The sequence below is a fragment of the Meiothermus luteus genome, assembly GCF_003574085.1.
Classification (GTDB): Bacteria; Deinococcota; Deinococci; order Deinococcales; family Thermaceae; genus Meiothermus; species Meiothermus luteus.
The window spans coordinates 18,584-33,919 of sequence record NZ_QWKZ01000002.1; the positions used below are offsets into that span (position 1 = coordinate 18,584).

Below are 15,336 nucleotides of genomic sequence, written 5' to 3' on the forward strand. Positions count from 1 at the left end.
TAACGTAACGCCCGGGCGTGCATTCTACCCAAGGGGTGGGGCCGAGCAATCTAGAATCAGCCCGTATGACCTTTAGCGAGCTTCTCTCCAGTTTGGTAGGCCGAGGGGCCTCCGACATCCACATGCACGCCGGGCTGCCCATGATGGCCCGGATACACGGCAAGCTGAGCCCTGTCACCCAAAGCCCCCTCACCCCTCAGTACACCGAGGCCCTGGTGGAGATGATGTGCAACGAGCGGCAAAAGCTGGTCTTCTCCGAGCGCAACCAGGTGGACCTGGCCTACTCGGTCCCCGGGGTAGCCCGTTTCAGGGTCAACCTCTTCCGCCAGCGGGGCTCGGTGAGCTGCGTGATGCGGGTGGTCAACTCCGACGAGGACCGGCTCAAAATCGTCTCGCTTCCGCAGGAAACCCTTCAGTACTTCCGCGACCAGGAAAAGGGCCTGGTGCTTGTAACAGGCCCCACCGGGTCGGGCAAATCCACCACACTGGCCCGCATCATTGACGAGATTAACCAGCAGCACGCCAAGATGATCATCACCCTGGAGGACCCCATTGAGTACCTGCACAGGAGCAAAAAGTCCATCGTAGTGCAGCGGGAAATCGGGCAGGATGTTCCCAGCTTCAAGGACGGCCTGGTGGCGGCCATGCGCCAAGACCCCGACGTGATCATGATTGGGGAGATTCGGGACCACGCCACGGCGGCCGCGGCCCTGGAAGCGGCCCAGACCGGGCACCTGGTCTTTTCCACCCTGCACACCCTAGACGCCGTGCGCACCGTCAACCGGGTGCTTGACCTGTTTCCACCCCACGAGCGGAACGTGGCCCGGATCCTCTTCGCCGAGTCGCTGGTGGGCATTGTCTCTCAACGCCTGCTGCCCAGCAAGCAAGGCGGGCGGGTCTGCGCCATGGAGATTCTCAAGGGAACCCTGCGCATCCGCGACCTGATTAAGGACCCTGAGCGCACCCACGAGATCTATCAGGCCCTAAAGGACTCCTCGCTGGACGGCATGCAAACCTTTGACGACCATCTAGCCGAGCTGTACGCCCGCGACCAGATTGACCTGGAAACCGCCCTAGCCCACGCCACCAGCGCCCAGTACGTCAAGGTGAAGGCGCTGCAGATTAACGCCGCCCGGCAAACCCTAATTGACGAGGCCGCGGCGCAGGGCAACTGACCGGCCCGCCTTGAGCTCTCCTTAACCCTAGAAAAGCGCCCGCCTCCCCGCGATAGACTAAGCCTGGTCTTATGGGGAGCTGGAGGCAGCGCATCTTTTTGGCCTGGGTTGGGCTGGCCTTGCTGGGCTGCGGGGAGGTGGGCGAAACCTCCACCCCAGGCGGGGGCAGCGTCCCGGTACTCCCGCCCATGAGCGGCCGCACCATCGTTTACCAGCCAAGCGATGAGGACTTCCTCAACCCCGAGCGGGGCTTTCACGTGGCCTTCCAGCTCCAGGAGTACAACGACTACCGCACGGTGCGTTCAGGGGGCTGGTTCGGCCTTCCAGCCAGCGTGGTCTTCGCCTACGTGAGCCTATACGAGTACCGCAACAGCGACATCCCCCAAAGCTATCTGAACCACCTGCGGGGCCGGCTGGAAAATGCCCGGCAGGGCGGGGTGAAGCTCATCCTGCGGCACTACTACGCCTTCCCCGGCAAGACCGGCCCAGAGGACGCGCCCCTAGACCGGATGCTCCGCCACATTGAGCAGCTCCAGCCCCTCTGGCACGAGTACCAGGACATCATATGGGCCGTGCAAGCTGGGTTCATCGGGCTATGGGGGGAGTGGCACAGCTCGAGCCACGGCCTGGACCGACCCGAAAGCGAAGACCGGCTGGTGCAGGCCCTGCTCCGGGCCCTCCCCAGCAGCATCCCCCTTCAGCTCCGCTATATGGAGGATATCATCCGGCTCTTCCCCGAGCCGCTTTCCTCCGCTCAGGCCTTTAGCGGAAGCGACCAGGCCCGCGTGGGCCACCACAACGACTGCTTCTTAGCGGGAGAAAACGACGCCGGCACCTATAGCTGGAACCAGTGGGATGCCCAAAAGGCCTACCTGGAGAGGATAACCCGCTTTGTGCCGGTGGCTGGCGAGACCTGCCAGGTGAACTTTGGCCATTACCGCCAGGCCTGCAGCGTGGCCCTAGCCGAGCTGCGCCGCTTTAACTGGCAGGTTCTGAGCGGAACCTGGTACCAGCCCGTGCTGGACCGGTGGAAGCGGGAGGGCTGCTACGACGAGGTTGCCCGCCGGCTGGGCTACCGCTTCCGGCTGGTGCGGGCCATCATCCCCGAGCAGCTCAGCCGGGGTGGAAAGCTGGAGATGGGCCTAGAAATCGCCAACGACGGCTTTGCCAACCCCGTCCGGCCCAGGCCGGTGCGCGTCCTGCTGCGCAACCGGGGCAGCAAGGAGGTTTTCCGCTTCCCTCTGAACGCCGACCCCCGAACCTGGGAACCCGGCAAGACCCAGGCCCTGGTCCTGGAGGCCAGGCTGCCCGGGGAGATGCCAGCCGGGGAGTACGAGGTGCTCCTCCACCTACCCGACCCTGCGCCGAACCTAGAAGGGCGCCCGGAGTATGCGATCCGCCTGGCCAACGTGGGGGTCTGGGAGCCCAACACCGGCTACAATCTCCTCCAGCACACCCTCCGGGTGCAGTAGGCCTACACCCGAACCCCCTCCCCGCCCCAGCTCGAGTAGGCGTAAAAGCGGCCCCGCTCCCCCCTCAGGTAGTCCATCAGCGGCTCCAGTAGGGGACGGTGCTCATCCAGCTTGACAGCCACCTCCTCTGCGGTGAAAAAGCGGGCCTCCACAATGTGCCCATCAGGGTCCTTGGGGTTCAGAAGCCCCTCGTACTCGGCCCGAAAGGCCACCGCCAGCGTGCGCTCGTGCCGGCGGGCGTCCTCCACCTGCACCAAATAGGCCAGATGCTGGATGGTCCGCACCCTAAGCCCGGTTTCCTCCCGCACCTCCCGCTCCACCGCCATGAGCAGGGTCTCCCCGGCCTCCACCATCCCTCCGGGCAGGGTATAGCGCACCCGACCCCGGCGACCCCAGTCGTTGGCCACCAGCAGAACCCGTCCTTGCCTGTCCATCAGGATGGCTGCCACCACCAAAAGGTCACGCCGCAACCCTTGCATCGCGGGCCGCCTTTCCCCTTAGGCGGACTGGGAGGCCGCGGATTGCGAGAGGGCCTCGAGCTGCCGCTCCTGGTCGGCCTTGCGCAGGGCCTCGTGGAGTTTAGAAAGGTCGCCCGAGAGCACCCCCTCCAGGTCGTGGGTGGTGAAACCGATGCGGTGGTCGGTCACGCGAGACTGGGGAAAGTTATAGGTGCGAATCTTCTCACTGCGCTCGCCCGCGCCAATCTGGGCCAGGCGGCTCTCCCTGCGCTTGGCCGCCTCCTCGGCCCGCTTCATCTCCAAAAGGCGGGTGCGCAGGATGGAGAGGGCCTTTTCCTTGTTCTTAATCTGGCTGCGGGACTCCATGCAGGAAACGATCAGACCGGTGGGCTTGTGGAGTACCTGCACCGCCGAGTCGGTGGTGTTGACCCCCTGCCCCCCCGGCCCCGAGGCCCGCGAAACGGTAATCTCAAGGTCGGCGGGGTCTATCTCCACGTCCACCTCCTCAGCCTCGGGCATCACCGCCACGGTGGCGGTGGAGGTGTGGATGCGGCCTTGGGTCTCGGTGGCTGGAACCCGCTGCACCCGGTGCACCCCCGCCTCGTACTTCAGGTAGCCGTATGCGCCGGGGCCGCTCACCCCAAAGACCACCTTGGAAACCCCCCCTAGGTCGGTCAGGGAGGTGTCCAAAACCTCCACCCGGTACCCCCCCCGGCGGGCATACTCCATGATCATGTCCCGCAACTCGGCGGCAAAAAGGGCCGCCTCCTCCCCCCCCGTACCCGCCCGAACCTCCACGATGGCGTTCTTCTCGTCTAGGGGGTCTTTGGGCAACAAGAGCAGCTCCAGCTCCCCCTCGAGCCTGCGGATGCGGCCCTCCAGTTCCTCTAGGTCGGCCCGGGCGATCTCCTCAAGCTCAGGGTCGGACAAGAGCTCGCGGGTTTCCTCCCGCTGGGCAAGGGCCTGCTTATAGGCACGGATGGTCTCAATGAGGTGGCCCATCTCGGCGTAACGCTTGGTGATGCGTTGGTACGCCGTGGGGTTGGCCAGCACCGCTGGGTCCGCCAATTGCTGCTCCAGGGTCTGGTACTCCTTTTCTAAAGGCTCGAGCTTCTCCAACATAGGCGGTCACTATTCACCAGGATACCGCTTCCCGCACCCCCCCGTAGCGGGCCCCTTTCCCAAAGCCGGGTAACACCCGGCTTAACGCCCCCCTGGGCTTGCAGACGCAGCTTTTAGGGCCTCCTTTGGCCAACAAGCGTGCTTTCACCCATAGATAATGCCCAGGGTAACTGGCCTTTCATGCACGCAGACGGCTTTTGCCCTACAAAGTCAGGTATGCGACCGATCTTGCTTGCTTGGGCCGCGGCCATCCTGCTCCTGAGCGGCTGCAGCCAGACCGCTGTGATGGCCGCGCTTTCGGAACAGATAAAGCACCCCATCGCCACCGCCACCCTAGACGCTGGGAACAATGGACTAGCCGCCTACTACTGCAGGCGGGTTTTCTGTGCCGGGGATGACGCACAAAACCAACGGGTAGGGGGCTTCTTAGCCTTTGACCTAAGAGGGCTGGAGCCCCCCCAGGACCTCAAGGCCACCCTCCGCCTCTACCAAGGCGAAGCCCGCTCCGTCTACGCGGAGCTGGGCGAACTCTTCGTGGAACGGATTCAGGTTGAGGAATTCAGGAGCCCCGAGGCCCTCGAGGCCCCCGCCCTCACCAGCCAGACCAGCCAGGCCGATGGGGAGGGGTACCTCGAGCTTGACGTCACCCAAGCTTTCCAGCAGGCCTTGGCCGAAGGGCAGACCACACTGCAGTTTCGGCTGCGCTTTAGCCGGCCCACCAACGGGAACCACCGGGGCGACCTGGCCATTTTCGGCGCTAAGGAGGAGTACAAGCCCGCGCTAATCCTGCGCTAGGGTACCCGCACGGTCTGGTTCAGCCGGTTGTACCCCGTGCCAGCCTCCCAGAGGCCCGCGTTGGCCAAACGGATGGCGTACTCTGGGCGGTTTTGCAGGCCCTGGGCCGCGTCGGGCAGGTGCAGCAGAAGCTCGTAGTTCCCTGAGGGGATGCCCGCAGGCAGCGGCTCGTCCACCAGCAGGGTCTGGGTGCTGCCGGGGTACCAGCGGCGCACATCGGTGTTCACTCCCACCGTGTAGACCTGGCCCCCCGAGCCCCGCAGGACCACCCGAACCGGCCGGGGGTTGAAGGGCGCCGCCCAGCCGTCGTTGCGTAGGACCAGGCGCAACCGGAGCCGCCGGCCCTCGGCTACCTCCGGCACCACCGACTCCACCAAGACCAGCCGGTAGCCCAGCCTGCGGGCGATGGTGTCGTAGATGCCCCATTGCCGCCAGCGATCCACGTTGCCAAAGTCGTTGGCGATGAAGCTCCAGTTGAAGCGGGCCAGCTCGGCGAGTTGGCCTTCGGGCGTCCGGCGCCCATAGGGGTCGTAGCCCTGCTCCGGCACGTCCCCACACATCTCGCCCCCCACCGGCATGTAGCGGGCCATGCTCTGCAAATAGTTGCGGTCGGCGGTACGCTGCGGGTCATCCCAGGCGTAGGTCCCGGCGTCGGACTGGTTCACCATAAAGCAGTCGTTGTGGTGCCCAAGCCGCGAGGCGATGTGGCTCGGATTGAAGGCCTCGGCCTCGGTGAAGCCGCTCGGGACAAAAAGTCGCAGGTCGTTCACGTAACGGAGCTGTATCTTCCGCTCCTGGGGAACCGCCCGGGCCAGGGCGTAGAGAATCTCCCGCTTGTCTCCATCGGAGAGGCCGCTGTGGGAGTGCCACTCTCCCCAGGCCCCCACGAACCCGGCCTGCATCACCGCGATAACATCGGCGTTGTCCCGCAGCAGCGGGGTGAGCTGCTCAATGTGCTGGAGAATCTGAGCCCTAGAAGCGGTGGCGGTCCCACCCCAGGTGTACCAGAAGCGCACCGAGGCCTTGACCCCGGCCTGGCGCATCTGGGCGAAGCGGGCACCCAGCTGGGCGATGTAGCCGTCGTCAATGCGGCTAAACTGGAAGGGCTCCAGGCTGATGTAGGCGTGAATCATGCTGTAGCCCCGGGAGCGCATCCCGGCCAGGTCCAACCCCGCCAGGCTGCGCGAGCCGATGGCGTAGCCGAACTGCACCCCCGGTCGGAAGCCCCGCTCGGGGTTGAGGAAGACCTCGTCGGTGGCCGCGTAGGTCACGGTCTTACCGCTCAGCGGGGAGGGGCTGCCCGTGCTCGAGCCCGCCTCGGCCTCGCTTTGGGTCTGGGCCCCGCAGGCCGCCAGCAACAAGGCCAGCAAGGGGGCAAGCCAAGGGTAGGGGTATGGCTTGTTCGCTCTCACGCCGAAAGGCTAACGGGTGTCCTTTGGCGTGACGTTAGTTGGAGATTAAGTAACGTTTAGACCCCAAGCCTTACAAAAAGCCCAATCTAAAGAGATTTTTAGCCGTTTCTAAGCAAGCAACAGCTGTCCCTCTAGGGGCGCGTCAAGGCCCCTTCCAGGGTCTTCTCGTAGACCTCGAGGTAGCGGGGCAGCACCACCTCGGGACGGAAGTGGGTGATGGCCCGCTCCCGGGCGGCCTCACCCATGTTGCGCCGGCGGGTGCGGCTTTGCAGAATTTCCAAGCTGGCCTCCAGCATCGCCTGGATGTCCCCCACAGGGCACAAAAGCCCCGTCCGCCCATCCTCCACCAGCTCCGGCAGCCCCCCCACCCGGCTGGCCACCACCGGCACCCCGCTGGCCATGGCCTCCAGGGCCACCAGACCAAAGGACTCCTGTTCTGAGGGCAGCAGCAAAAGGTCAGCCACGCTCATGAACTTCTCTATCTGCGGGGTGGACTCTAAAAACTGCACCCGGCCGGCTATCTCCAGCTCGTGGGCCAGCTCAATGGCCTCCTGGCGCAAAGGCCCCTCCCCAATCATGAGCATCCGAGCAGGCATCCGCTCGGCTATACCAGCAAAGACCTGCAACGCATCCAGCGGGCGTTTGACCGAGCGGAAGTTAGAAACGTGCAGCACAATGGCCTCCTCGGGCTGGGCAAAGCGGGCCCGGTACGCGGGGTCGCGGTTGGGCTTGAAGCGCTCAGGGTCCACCCAGTTGTAGATCACCTCGATCTCACGCTCCACCCCTAGTTTGGCCCGGGCGTCCTGGGCCAAGGAGTGGGAAACCGCCGTTACCGCATCCGAGGTGCGCACGGCGTGCCGGGTGGTTCTGGAGAAGGCCGGTTCCTGGCCCACCAGGGTCACGTCGGTACCGTGCAGGGTGGTCACCACCTTGATGGGCAAGCCCATTTCACGGGCCAGGATGGCGCTGGTGGCGTGGGGAATGGCGTAGTGGGCGTGCACCAGCTCAATGCTGTGCTGTTCAATCAGCTCTGCGATGGAGTTGGCCGCGGTGATGGGGGTAAGGGGTTCCCGGAAGAGGGGGTAGTCGGCCGAAAGCACCTGGTGGAAGTGCAGCGAGCCGGCTCCTAGGGGCTTCTTAAGAAGCCCCAGCCAGCGGGCCACGCTCTTGCGCGACTCCTGGAAGATGCGGCCCAACCGGCCCACAGGGTTCTGTCCGGTGGAGAGCAGGTTGCTGCTCAGGCCCATCTGGCTAAGCCGCTCCTCGGTCAGACGGAAGGGCCGCTCGGTGGCCACCACGTGTACGGTGTGGCCCAGCCCGGCTAGGGCCAGCGCCAACTCGGTGGCCACCACCCCAGAGCCCCCTGCGCTGGCGTGGCAAAGAATGGCAACCTTCATCGGACCTCCTTTCAAGACCCCCATGAGCTCATCCTGCCTGCGCTGGTTCAGCGCAGCTTCAGGCGGAGCAGCGTCTTAGGGGTGAGTGTACGCTACCGCCAAAGGATGAGAAATTCAGTAGGCTCACCTTTCACCTAGGGTACAAGGCCAGCCCGCTCACCACCGGGCGTACCCCCAGCGGGCCCCCGTTGGGGTTCTTGAGCTGGCCTTTGACCCATAGCTGGGCCGAACCGCCCCCATCCATGCGGATCGCCCCCCAAAAGCCCATCTCCTGCAAAACGCGGGCCAGCGCCTCGGGGCGCATGGGCTCGGTCACGATAAAGAAGAGGCCGCCGTCCTGCGTCCAGGCCACTGCCGACTGCGCGGCCACCGCCTCCACCGGGGCCCGGTCGCGGAAGGGCTCGGCGGCGGGGTCAAAAACGTTGGCCCCGGCCTGGATGAGCAAAGGCCCGGCTTCCAAAGCGTAGCTCACCGGGGGCTCGAGCCGCACCAAAAGCCTAAGCCGCTCCCCGGTGCGGGCCAGGGGCTCGGCCAAAGGGAAGCCCAAGGCCCAGTGGCCCTCGGGAAGCTCCGCAGGGGCCGGGAGGGTGGCCACGATGCGCTCACCCTGCACCAGGTGCACCCCCTCCCCCGCCCGGCCCACCGCCCCCGGCAGGGTGTAGGCGGTGTAGCGGGCCCGGGCCAGGTTCAGCCCTACCCGCACCTGCCTCCCATCCGGGAGCTCCACCCAGGCGGCGAACTGGGGGCGGCCCGCAAAGACGCTCTCCCCTTCCCAGAAAAGCGCGCTGCGGCCGTAGGGGAAGCTCAGGGGCACCCCCTCCCGCACCCAAAGGCCGATCGGGGTGGCGGTGCGGCCGTCAAAGTAACCGCCGTTGAGCAAGGCCAGGGCCCCCGGGGCCATCTCCGGCAAGGGCCGGCGCTCCCCTGGCCGGCCCACCGGCTCCATGCGCCAGCGACCCGGCAGGGCCTGAAGGGAGTAAATGCGCACCGGCTCGGGCGTCCAGGCCCACCGCTCGCGGTAGAAGAAGCCCGGGGCCACCTCCTCCTCCCGCTCGGGCTCGAGGTAGTACACGTCCAGCACGTAGCGGCGAGGGTTGTCCAGCAAAAAGCTGCGGTAGCGGTAGAGGCGGCCCGGCGGGGGCACCAGGGTGAGCTGGGTGGCCTCCTTCTCGTAGCGGAAGCTCAGCCCAAGGCCTGGAGGCCGCACCTCCTCCAGCCCCGGCAAAAAGTAGGGCAGGCCCAGCTCGAGCCGGCCCGGATAGGGCGTCAGCTCGGAGAGCACAGGCTGTACCACGTCGCCCCCGGGCAGGTCCAGCACCAGGCGCAACCTGCGGCCATCGGCCGAGTAGCGCACCCCGGCCTCTGGGGCCTGGACCAGCCCGGCTGCCCGCACCACCTCTAGGGGGAGCCGGTCCCCTTCCGGTGGGGGCAGCCCCGCCTCCAGCGGGGGGGTCCAGCCCAGGCCGGGCACGTAGGTAAAGCGCAGCTCACCCCGGCGGAAGGTGGTAACCTCGCCTTCCTGGACCACCTCCAGGCCAAAGCGCCCGGCGGGCAGAAGGCGGGGTGGCCCGCCCACTTGGGCGCAGGCCACCAGGAGGAGAAAGCTCAGGGCAATCGTCAAGCGCCGCACAGGCCCATCTCACCCCACCCGGGCCCTTTTTGGATGAGAGGCCCCTCAGGGCACGGAGGCGCAGGCCCTGGCCGGGGTGGGGTTGCTCACCGTGGAGTCAAGGGGGGTGAGGGTGAGGCAGACCTCCTGGCCCCTCCGCCCGTCCAGGCGCATAAGTGCCGTGTACACGGGTTGGGCCCGGTCGGTCTGAATCTCCGCGTAGGGCAGGCCGATGGCTTGCTCCCCAACCTGGGCCTCCACGCGGTACCGCTTGGCCCAGCTCCACTCGGCAAAGGTGAGCTGCAGGGTCTCAGGCCCAGCCGGGTCAAGGCGCAGCAGGGTCATCTGGCGGGGCTCCTGGTTGCGGTAGCAGGCCCGGGTGCGGGCCAGGCTGTAGGCCTGGCCCCCTTCCAGCTCTATCCGCAGGGTGTCGGTCTCCAGGCCCGGCGCGGCGCAGGCCTTGGCCTGAAGGCTAACCTGTACGCTTTGCCCAGGGACCAGTACCCCGTCCGGGGGCGCGGCCCCGGCCAGCCAGCCCCCGCCCACCTCCATCCTCAGCACCCGCAGCGGCACTGCCCCCACGTTGCGGAGCTCTTGGGATAGAGGGTAGGCCCCGGTCTGGGTGGTCTGGTGGAACCAGCCCTGTAGGCGCAAAAGAGGCGTTCCGTAGTACGTTTGGATGGCGGTGATATCCCCCTGGCTCAGCCCCTGGCGCTGCCCTATCCGCTCCAGGGGTACCCCGTTTTTGGGCCGGATGGTGGGCTCTCCGTTTACGGAGAAGGCCCGGGCTGAGTAGTGCATGATAGAGTCGTAGTCGTACGGCCCTTGGAGCTGCCCGTTGAGGCCAATCTTGTCAAAGTTGTGGCGCTGGTCTTCTCTGATGTTTTCCCAGAGAATCTCCACGTACTCGTCGCGGTCGGCCCGGCTCTGCTCGTGCCAGAAGCCCAGGGCGTGCAGGATTTCGTGCACTACCGTGCCCACAAGGGGCACCCCGTCCTGGCCGCAGTAGACGTCCAGGTTCTGCGGCCCGCCCACGCGCCCTATCCGTGACCAGCAGCTCCCCGGGTCGCCGTCCACCATAAACTGCACGTAGTCGGCCTCGCTGGTGCGCTCCACGAAGCGGATGGGGGTCTTTTCCTCAATGTGGGCGATGGCCTGGCGGATGCGCTCCCGCTGGGCCTCGTTCACCTGGGGGTCCACCGTGTAGGGCACCCGCCCCCCGGGCCACAGGTAGCCATAGGAGAAGGGCTCAAAGGTGAACCCGAGCGCCCCAACCCCCTCGGGCCGGGCCACCCCCTGTCGCGGAACCAGGATGTCCCCCTCCACCAGAAGGTGGTGGGGGTCGTCCGGGATCACCTGGCCCATGAGCTGCGCCTCGCGCCCGTCCGGCAGGGCCACCCAGACCGGCTCCCAGTGCACCTCTTGGCCCCGCTCAGGACCGGTGAGCTGGGCGCAACCCGCCAGCAACAAGGCTAAAATCCACACCCTTCGCATCGTTCACCTCCCGCACCCAGCCAGGCAGGGGGCCGCGGCCAGGGTGAAGTCCAGGGTTCGCTCCAACGTCCCCACCCGCACGCTCAGACGGGCCGGAGCGGCTAGGTAGGACCACACCTGTCTCACCTCCGGCCCCTTAAGCTCCAGCACCAACCGCTCGGGGCCGGAGCGCTCGGGCAGGTAGCGGTAGGCCACCTGGTCCACTGCGCCGCCCACCAGGGCCCCACTCAGGACCACCGACCAGGCCGCCGGGGGTGCGTTGAAACCCCCCGTGGGCCGCAGCCCCACGGCCAGCTCCACGGTCGTTCCCGCCGGCACCACCACCGGGTCGGGCACCTGGCCCATGGAAAACTCGCCCACCCGGGCCTCAAAGCGGGCCTCCACCCGCCGATCCTGGGCCATCTGGAGGGTACAACCCCCGTAGCCCGCACAATCCCCTGCCCAGCCGGCGAAGAAGAAGTTCCCCTCGGGCCAGGCCCGGAGCTCCACGGTCTGGTCGGGGCCCAGGCGGTAGGTGCAGGCCTGCCCGGAGGGACAGACCTCGCTCTTCCCGCTATAGCGGAGCTCCACCCGGCCCCCTTGGCCCACCTGCAGGGCCAGCTCCTTCAGGTTCAGGCTGGCCTGGGGCCCGCTGCAGGCTGCAAGTCCACCCACCAACCACAAGAACACCCAATGCCGCACGGTTCACCTCCTATAAGGCCCGGCCAGCCCGGAGGCTGGCCGGGAACCAGAACCTAGCTCATGGCAGGGTGCACGCCGTATTCAACAAGTCCACCTGCCCGTAGAGTCCGTTCGCATCCCCGTAGTCGGTGCCGTTCCCTGCGGGAGGGAAATCAAAAAGCACTTGGCCGCTTGAGGAGCAGTGTACCTGGCCCCCCGCATCTATGGCCAGGAAGTAGTACCGCCCCACCATTGGAGGCACCGCCGGCACCAGGATGCGGTAGCGCCCAGCACTGTCGGCGATGGCGATGTTGAAGGCCAGGAGGTTGTCCCGGTTGAGCACCGCCAGCACCAGGGCGCCCGATTCGGTCTGGCCGTAGAGGTGGTACATGTCGTCGGCCAGGATTTGGCCATTCCCATAGTTCAGGTCGCTATCGCCCAGGGTGCTAAGGGGGTTATTCGGGTCGATGGCCGCCTCCAGGTGGAAGGTGGGGAAGAGGGGGAAGCCCAGCTTGGTGAGGTCAAAGAGGCCCACATCGGTCATGAGGGAGAGGACGTTCTGCGCAGCCTGACCCTTCTTTTTGGCGGTCTGCACCACGTAGCGTCCCACGCCCTCACCCGCCTCGGTGCCGTACTCCAGGGTGCCCAGGCCTAGGAGGTCGGCGGTGGCGTTCTCCAGGTCGTTGGGGTTGCTCACCTCCAGGGTCAGGCCCAGGGCGTACTGGTACATGAACTGCTGGGCCCCGTCGGGGTTGTAGCCCCCCATCCCACCGCTCGCACTCAGGCCGGGAATGTCCCACTGGAAAGTAGCCTGCACCTTAGGCCGGGCGGTGTTGGCCGCGTCGCCGCAGTTGTCCACCGGGTTGATGACCCCATCCCCGTCGCTGTCCGTTTTGAAGGTGTTCTGGGTGGCGCTGTCGGTTTTGAGGCCGGCGGCCGTCACCTGGCTTTGCGCCGAGGCGTTGTGGCCGGTGTCCTCGCTGGCGGCAAAGAGCCCCACCTTCTGGGGTGCGGCCAGGCTGGCCCCGCTGGCCTGGGCGGAGAAGTTGAACAGGGCCAGCTTGTTGTCGCTGCTGTTCTGGGCGTTCTTCTGGCCCTTCTGGCCGTTCGTAGCGGTGGCTGGGGTGGGGTCTACCTCCAGAGGGCTCTCGCAGATGGTGGAGTTCCCCTCCTGGTGGGCCACCACCAAGAGGGTGTCCTGGCCGGTGGGCACATCCCCCTCAAAGTTGCCCTGGGCGTCCACATCCATCTGGGCCACAATCTTGCCGTCCTTGTCCACCGCCACTACCTTTTTCTCGTCGGTGTCGAAGAGGGCCTTCTTGCCAGCCTGGGTCGCCAGGGCCTCTGAGAGCACCAGGGCGTTGAGCCCGCGGATGGGATCCTGCTGCAGGCCCAGCCGCTGGCGCAGCAGCTGGTTCACCCCCTGCACCCCCAGGCTCTGCAGGAGCTGAAGGCCCTGGGGGGCCTGCTGCGGGCTCAGGCTGTACTTCGTGCCCCCGTTCAGCGACCCCTGGACGCGGGCGTTGTTCCCTCCACCGCCCCCGCAGGCCGCCAGGGCGAGCACCCCAGCCAGCGTAAGAAGAATCCCTAGACCACTCCTCCTCTGGTTCATAGGCTTGCACCTCCGGCTCCTACCCTAGCGGCTCTCCCCTTACAAAACCCTTAACCGCAGGGCCTAGGGCCCCAAAGCCCGGCCCACATCCAGCAGGCGCATCTCGCAAGCCTGGGGGGCGCAGTTCTCCGGTGGCAGGGGCTGGGCCCGGCTGCGCAGCCGCTCGGCCAGGCCGGCAGGGGACAGGCCGGGTTCGCGGGAGAGGAGCAAGGCTGCCGCCCCGCTCACCAAAGGCGCGGCAAAGGAGGTGCCCTGGGCGTAGACATACCCCGGGGCCCCTTGGGCAAACCCCAGGCTGAGCAGGCCGTCGGGCTGGCCGTCGTTGTCGTCGTCGCGTGAAAGCGCCCCACCGGGCGCGTAAAGGTCTACCCGGGGGCCGTAGTTGGAGTAGCTCGCCCGCCGGTTCAGGGCGTCGGTGGCCCCCACCGCCACCACCCCGGGGCAGGAGGCCGGCTCAAAGCCCTCCGCAGGGCGGTTCTGGTTGCCCGCCGCGGCCACCAGCACCACCCCCAGGGCCAGCACCCGCTGGGTGGCCTCGTACCAGGGGGAGCCCGGCGGGCAGCTCCCCTCCCCGCCAAAAGAAAGGTTGATCGCCCGCACCGGATAGGGGTTGAGCGGCACCCCGGGCACCGGCAGCCCAGCCAGCCACAGGAGGGCCTCTATAGCATCGGCGTCCTCCCCCTCAGACCCGCCAAAGGCCCGGGCCATCACCCCCCTAGCCCCCCAGTGCACCCCGGCGATGCCCCTTTGGTTGTCGCTTCGGGCCAGCATCAGGCCTATCACCTGGGTGCCGTGAAAGCCGGTTGTCTCTCCCTTCTGCAAGGGCTCGCTGGGGTCGGGGTCGCGCCCATCGCAGTCGCCCGCTGCCTGGGGGTCGCTCACGAAGTCGTACCCCTCTACCCCCTCCAGGTCGGGGTGGGGCAGCACCCCGGAGTCCACCGCCCCTATCCAGATGGGCTTCTCCGCCCCGGTTTCGGTGTCCCAGGCCTGCTCCATGCCGATGGCCCGCAGGTACCACTGCCGGGGGTAGAGGGGGTCGTTGGGCTGCCGGAAAAGGCGCAGCCGCCGGTGGCGCAGCCCAGCCGGGGCGGGCCCCTCCCGCAGGCGGTAAAGGTCGAAGCCGGGCAGGGCCGAGGGGCGCACCCGCTCGAGCCCGGCCGGCACCGAGGTCCCCTCCCGCAGCAGGTAGGTGGCGCCGCCGGCCGCAGCGCAGGCCCGCACCACCCGCAGGGCGAAGCCCAGCCGAAGCTCCCCCCGCCCCCAGCGCACCCACAGGGCAGGGGTATAGTCGCCCGCGGGGGTCTCGGGAGGAACCCGCAAAGGGAGGTCAAGCGAGGTGGGGTAGGCCACCTCCAGGGCCTCCTGGCCCAGGCTAAGCCCCTCGGGCGGCCCCTCCAGGGCCAACCGCACGGCGAAGGAGGCCCCCGGAGGAGGGTTCAGCCGCAGCCGCAGCGCGGCGCTTCCGCCGGCGTCGGCCACCAAGCGGGGGGGCTCGAGGAAGGCCTCGAGCCCCCGCTCCCCGGCGCAGCCGGCCAGCGCCAGCCCCAGGCCTAGGAGGACAAACCGCTGCATTCAGCGCTCAGGGGTAGACCCGCAGCCCCGCGCGCATGTTAATTGCGAAAACGGTCTGTCCGCCAAACGTCACAGTAGGCAGGGTGTCCACCACCAGCGAGACATTCCGGTTGACAGGGTATTCCAGCCCCACTTGCGCCTGCACGGCAAAGGTGGTGGTTCCCCCACCGAAGTTGGCCCTAAAGCCCAGCCCCGCCTGGGGTATGATGCCCGAGCGGCCAAAGCTAAAAAGCGCGCCCGCCGACAGATTAAAGCTGGCGGTACCTTGCTCTACATTTATCCCAGCTCCACCCTTGAGGCCAAAGGGCCCCGCCAGCTCCTTCACGCCGCCCGAAAGATCCAGCTGCAGCCCAAACTGCGTGGGGTTGGTGAAGGTAAGGTCTATGCTCGAGGTCGATCCTTCCAAAAAGGCCCTTCCCTGAGCGAAAGCCGAGAGCACCAGCAAGAAGCCAATCCAGACCAGCTTTTTCATCCCTAACCTCCTAAACGGCATTGCGCCAGGGCTAGGTTAGCCAAGGGGGGCTTACAAAAACCTTAACTGGGGTGTGCGAAATACCC

At 66.9% G+C, this 15,336-nt stretch carries 13 protein-coding genes; 3 read left to right on the top strand and 10 right to left on the bottom strand.

The features are described 5' to 3' along the window. The first annotated feature begins 65 nt into the window (after positions 1-65). Both Mlute_RS00685 and Mlute_RS00690 read left to right on the top strand, forming a co-directional pair. Positions 66-1,175, top strand: coding sequence for a type IV pilus twitching motility protein PilT (locus Mlute_RS00685; protein ID WP_119358856.1), 1,110 nt, complete (start codon positions 66-68; stop codon positions 1,173-1,175). A 71-nt stretch (positions 1,176-1,246) separates the two neighbouring features. Further along, a complete protein-coding gene (locus Mlute_RS00690) occupies positions 1,247-2,647 on the top strand; it encodes a DUF4832 domain-containing protein (RefSeq protein WP_119358857.1) in 1,401 nt (466 codons plus the stop codon). A gap of 2 nt (positions 2,648-2,649) precedes the next feature. On the opposite strand, the gene Mlute_RS00695 is transcribed toward Mlute_RS00690, so the two are convergent. Continuing rightward, positions 2,650-3,117 carry an NUDIX hydrolase gene (locus Mlute_RS00695; RefSeq protein WP_119358884.1) on the bottom strand — a complete coding sequence of 156 codons (468 nt, stop codon included), beginning with the start codon at positions 3,115-3,117 and terminating at the stop codon, positions 2,650-2,652. A gap of 27 nt (positions 3,118-3,144) precedes the next feature. Beyond that, entirely contained in the window at positions 3,145-4,227 is a 1,083-nt protein-coding gene (gene prfA / locus Mlute_RS00700; protein ID WP_119358858.1) for a peptide chain release factor 1, read from the bottom strand. 216 nt (positions 4,228-4,443) lie between these two features. Between prfA and Mlute_RS00705 the strand changes: the two genes are divergently transcribed. Further along, on the top strand, positions 4,444-5,022 hold the full coding sequence (locus Mlute_RS00705; protein WP_182482435.1) for a hypothetical protein: 579 nt from the start codon (positions 4,444-4,446) through the stop codon (positions 5,020-5,022). Here the strand turns inward: Mlute_RS00705 and Mlute_RS00710 are convergent. From Mlute_RS00710 to Mlute_RS00745, 8 genes are all read right to left on the bottom strand, one after another. After that, a complete protein-coding gene (locus tag Mlute_RS00710) occupies positions 5,019-6,434 on the bottom strand; it encodes a DUF4832 domain-containing protein (RefSeq protein WP_119358860.1) in 1,416 nt (471 codons plus the stop codon). The two genes, Mlute_RS00705 and Mlute_RS00710, sit on opposite strands and share 4 nt — an antisense overlap. A 131-nt stretch (positions 6,435-6,565) precedes the next feature. Next, positions 6,566-7,831: an N-acetyl-alpha-D-glucosaminyl L-malate synthase BshA gene (gene bshA, locus Mlute_RS00715; protein WP_119358861.1), complete on the bottom strand. Its 1,266-nt coding sequence runs from the start codon at positions 7,829-7,831 to the stop codon at positions 6,566-6,568. Between the two features lie 130 nt (positions 7,832-7,961). Further along, positions 7,962-9,461, bottom strand: a complete 1,500-nt coding sequence (locus tag Mlute_RS00720) for a phosphodiester glycosidase family protein (RefSeq protein WP_407942632.1) — start codon at positions 9,459-9,461, stop codon at positions 7,962-7,964. 45 nt (positions 9,462-9,506) lie between these two features. After that, positions 9,507-10,934 (bottom strand): M12 family metallopeptidase, encoded by a 1,428-nt coding sequence (locus Mlute_RS00725; RefSeq protein ID WP_119358862.1) that lies wholly within the window; start codon positions 10,932-10,934, stop codon positions 9,507-9,509. A gap of 3 nt (positions 10,935-10,937) precedes the next feature. Then, positions 10,938-11,615, bottom strand: coding sequence for a hypothetical protein (locus Mlute_RS00730; RefSeq protein ID WP_147371014.1), 678 nt, complete (start codon positions 11,613-11,615; stop codon positions 10,938-10,940). 58 nt (positions 11,616-11,673) lie between these two features. Next, positions 11,674-13,206, bottom strand: a complete 1,533-nt coding sequence (locus Mlute_RS00735) for a hypothetical protein (protein ID WP_119358864.1) — start codon at positions 13,204-13,206, stop codon at positions 11,674-11,676. 63 nt (positions 13,207-13,269) lie between these two features. After that, positions 13,270-14,778 (bottom strand): S8 family serine peptidase, encoded by a 1,509-nt coding sequence (locus tag Mlute_RS00740; RefSeq protein ID WP_119358865.1) that lies wholly within the window; start codon positions 14,776-14,778, stop codon positions 13,270-13,272. Positions 14,779-14,785: 7 nt separating this feature from the next. After that, positions 14,786-15,250, bottom strand: coding sequence for a hypothetical protein (locus Mlute_RS00745; protein WP_119358866.1), 465 nt, complete (start codon positions 15,248-15,250; stop codon positions 14,786-14,788). Between the last annotated feature and the right edge of the window lie 86 nt (positions 15,251-15,336).

Bases quoted from the DNA above. Each gene is read 5' to 3' on its own strand.
- Mlute_RS00685 (WP_119358856.1), top strand. From the start codon at position 66: ATGACCTTTAGCGAGCTTCTCTCCAGTTTGGTAGGCCGAGGGGCCTCC.
- Mlute_RS00690 (WP_119358857.1), top strand. From the start codon at position 1,247: ATGGGGAGCTGGAGGCAGCGCATCTTTTTGGCCTGGGTTGGGCTGGCC.
- prfA (WP_119358858.1), bottom strand. From the start codon at position 4,227: ATGTTGGAGAAGCTCGAGCCTTTAGAAAAGGAGTACCAGACCCTGGAG.
- Mlute_RS00705 (WP_182482435.1), top strand. From the start codon at position 4,444: ATGCGACCGATCTTGCTTGCTTGGGCCGCGGCCATCCTGCTCCTGAGC.
- bshA (WP_119358861.1), bottom strand. From the start codon at position 7,831: ATGAAGGTTGCCATTCTTTGCCACGCCAGCGCAGGGGGCTCTGGGGTG.
- Mlute_RS00725 (WP_119358862.1), bottom strand. From the start codon at position 10,934: ATGCGAAGGGTGTGGATTTTAGCCTTGTTGCTGGCGGGTTGCGCCCAG.
- Mlute_RS00735 (WP_119358864.1), bottom strand. From the start codon at position 13,206: ATGAACCAGAGGAGGAGTGGTCTAGGGATTCTTCTTACGCTGGCTGGG.
- Mlute_RS00740 (WP_119358865.1), bottom strand. From the start codon at position 14,778: ATGCAGCGGTTTGTCCTCCTAGGCCTGGGGCTGGCGCTGGCCGGCTGC.
- Mlute_RS00745 (WP_119358866.1), bottom strand. From the start codon at position 15,250: ATGAAAAAGCTGGTCTGGATTGGCTTCTTGCTGGTGCTCTCGGCTTTC.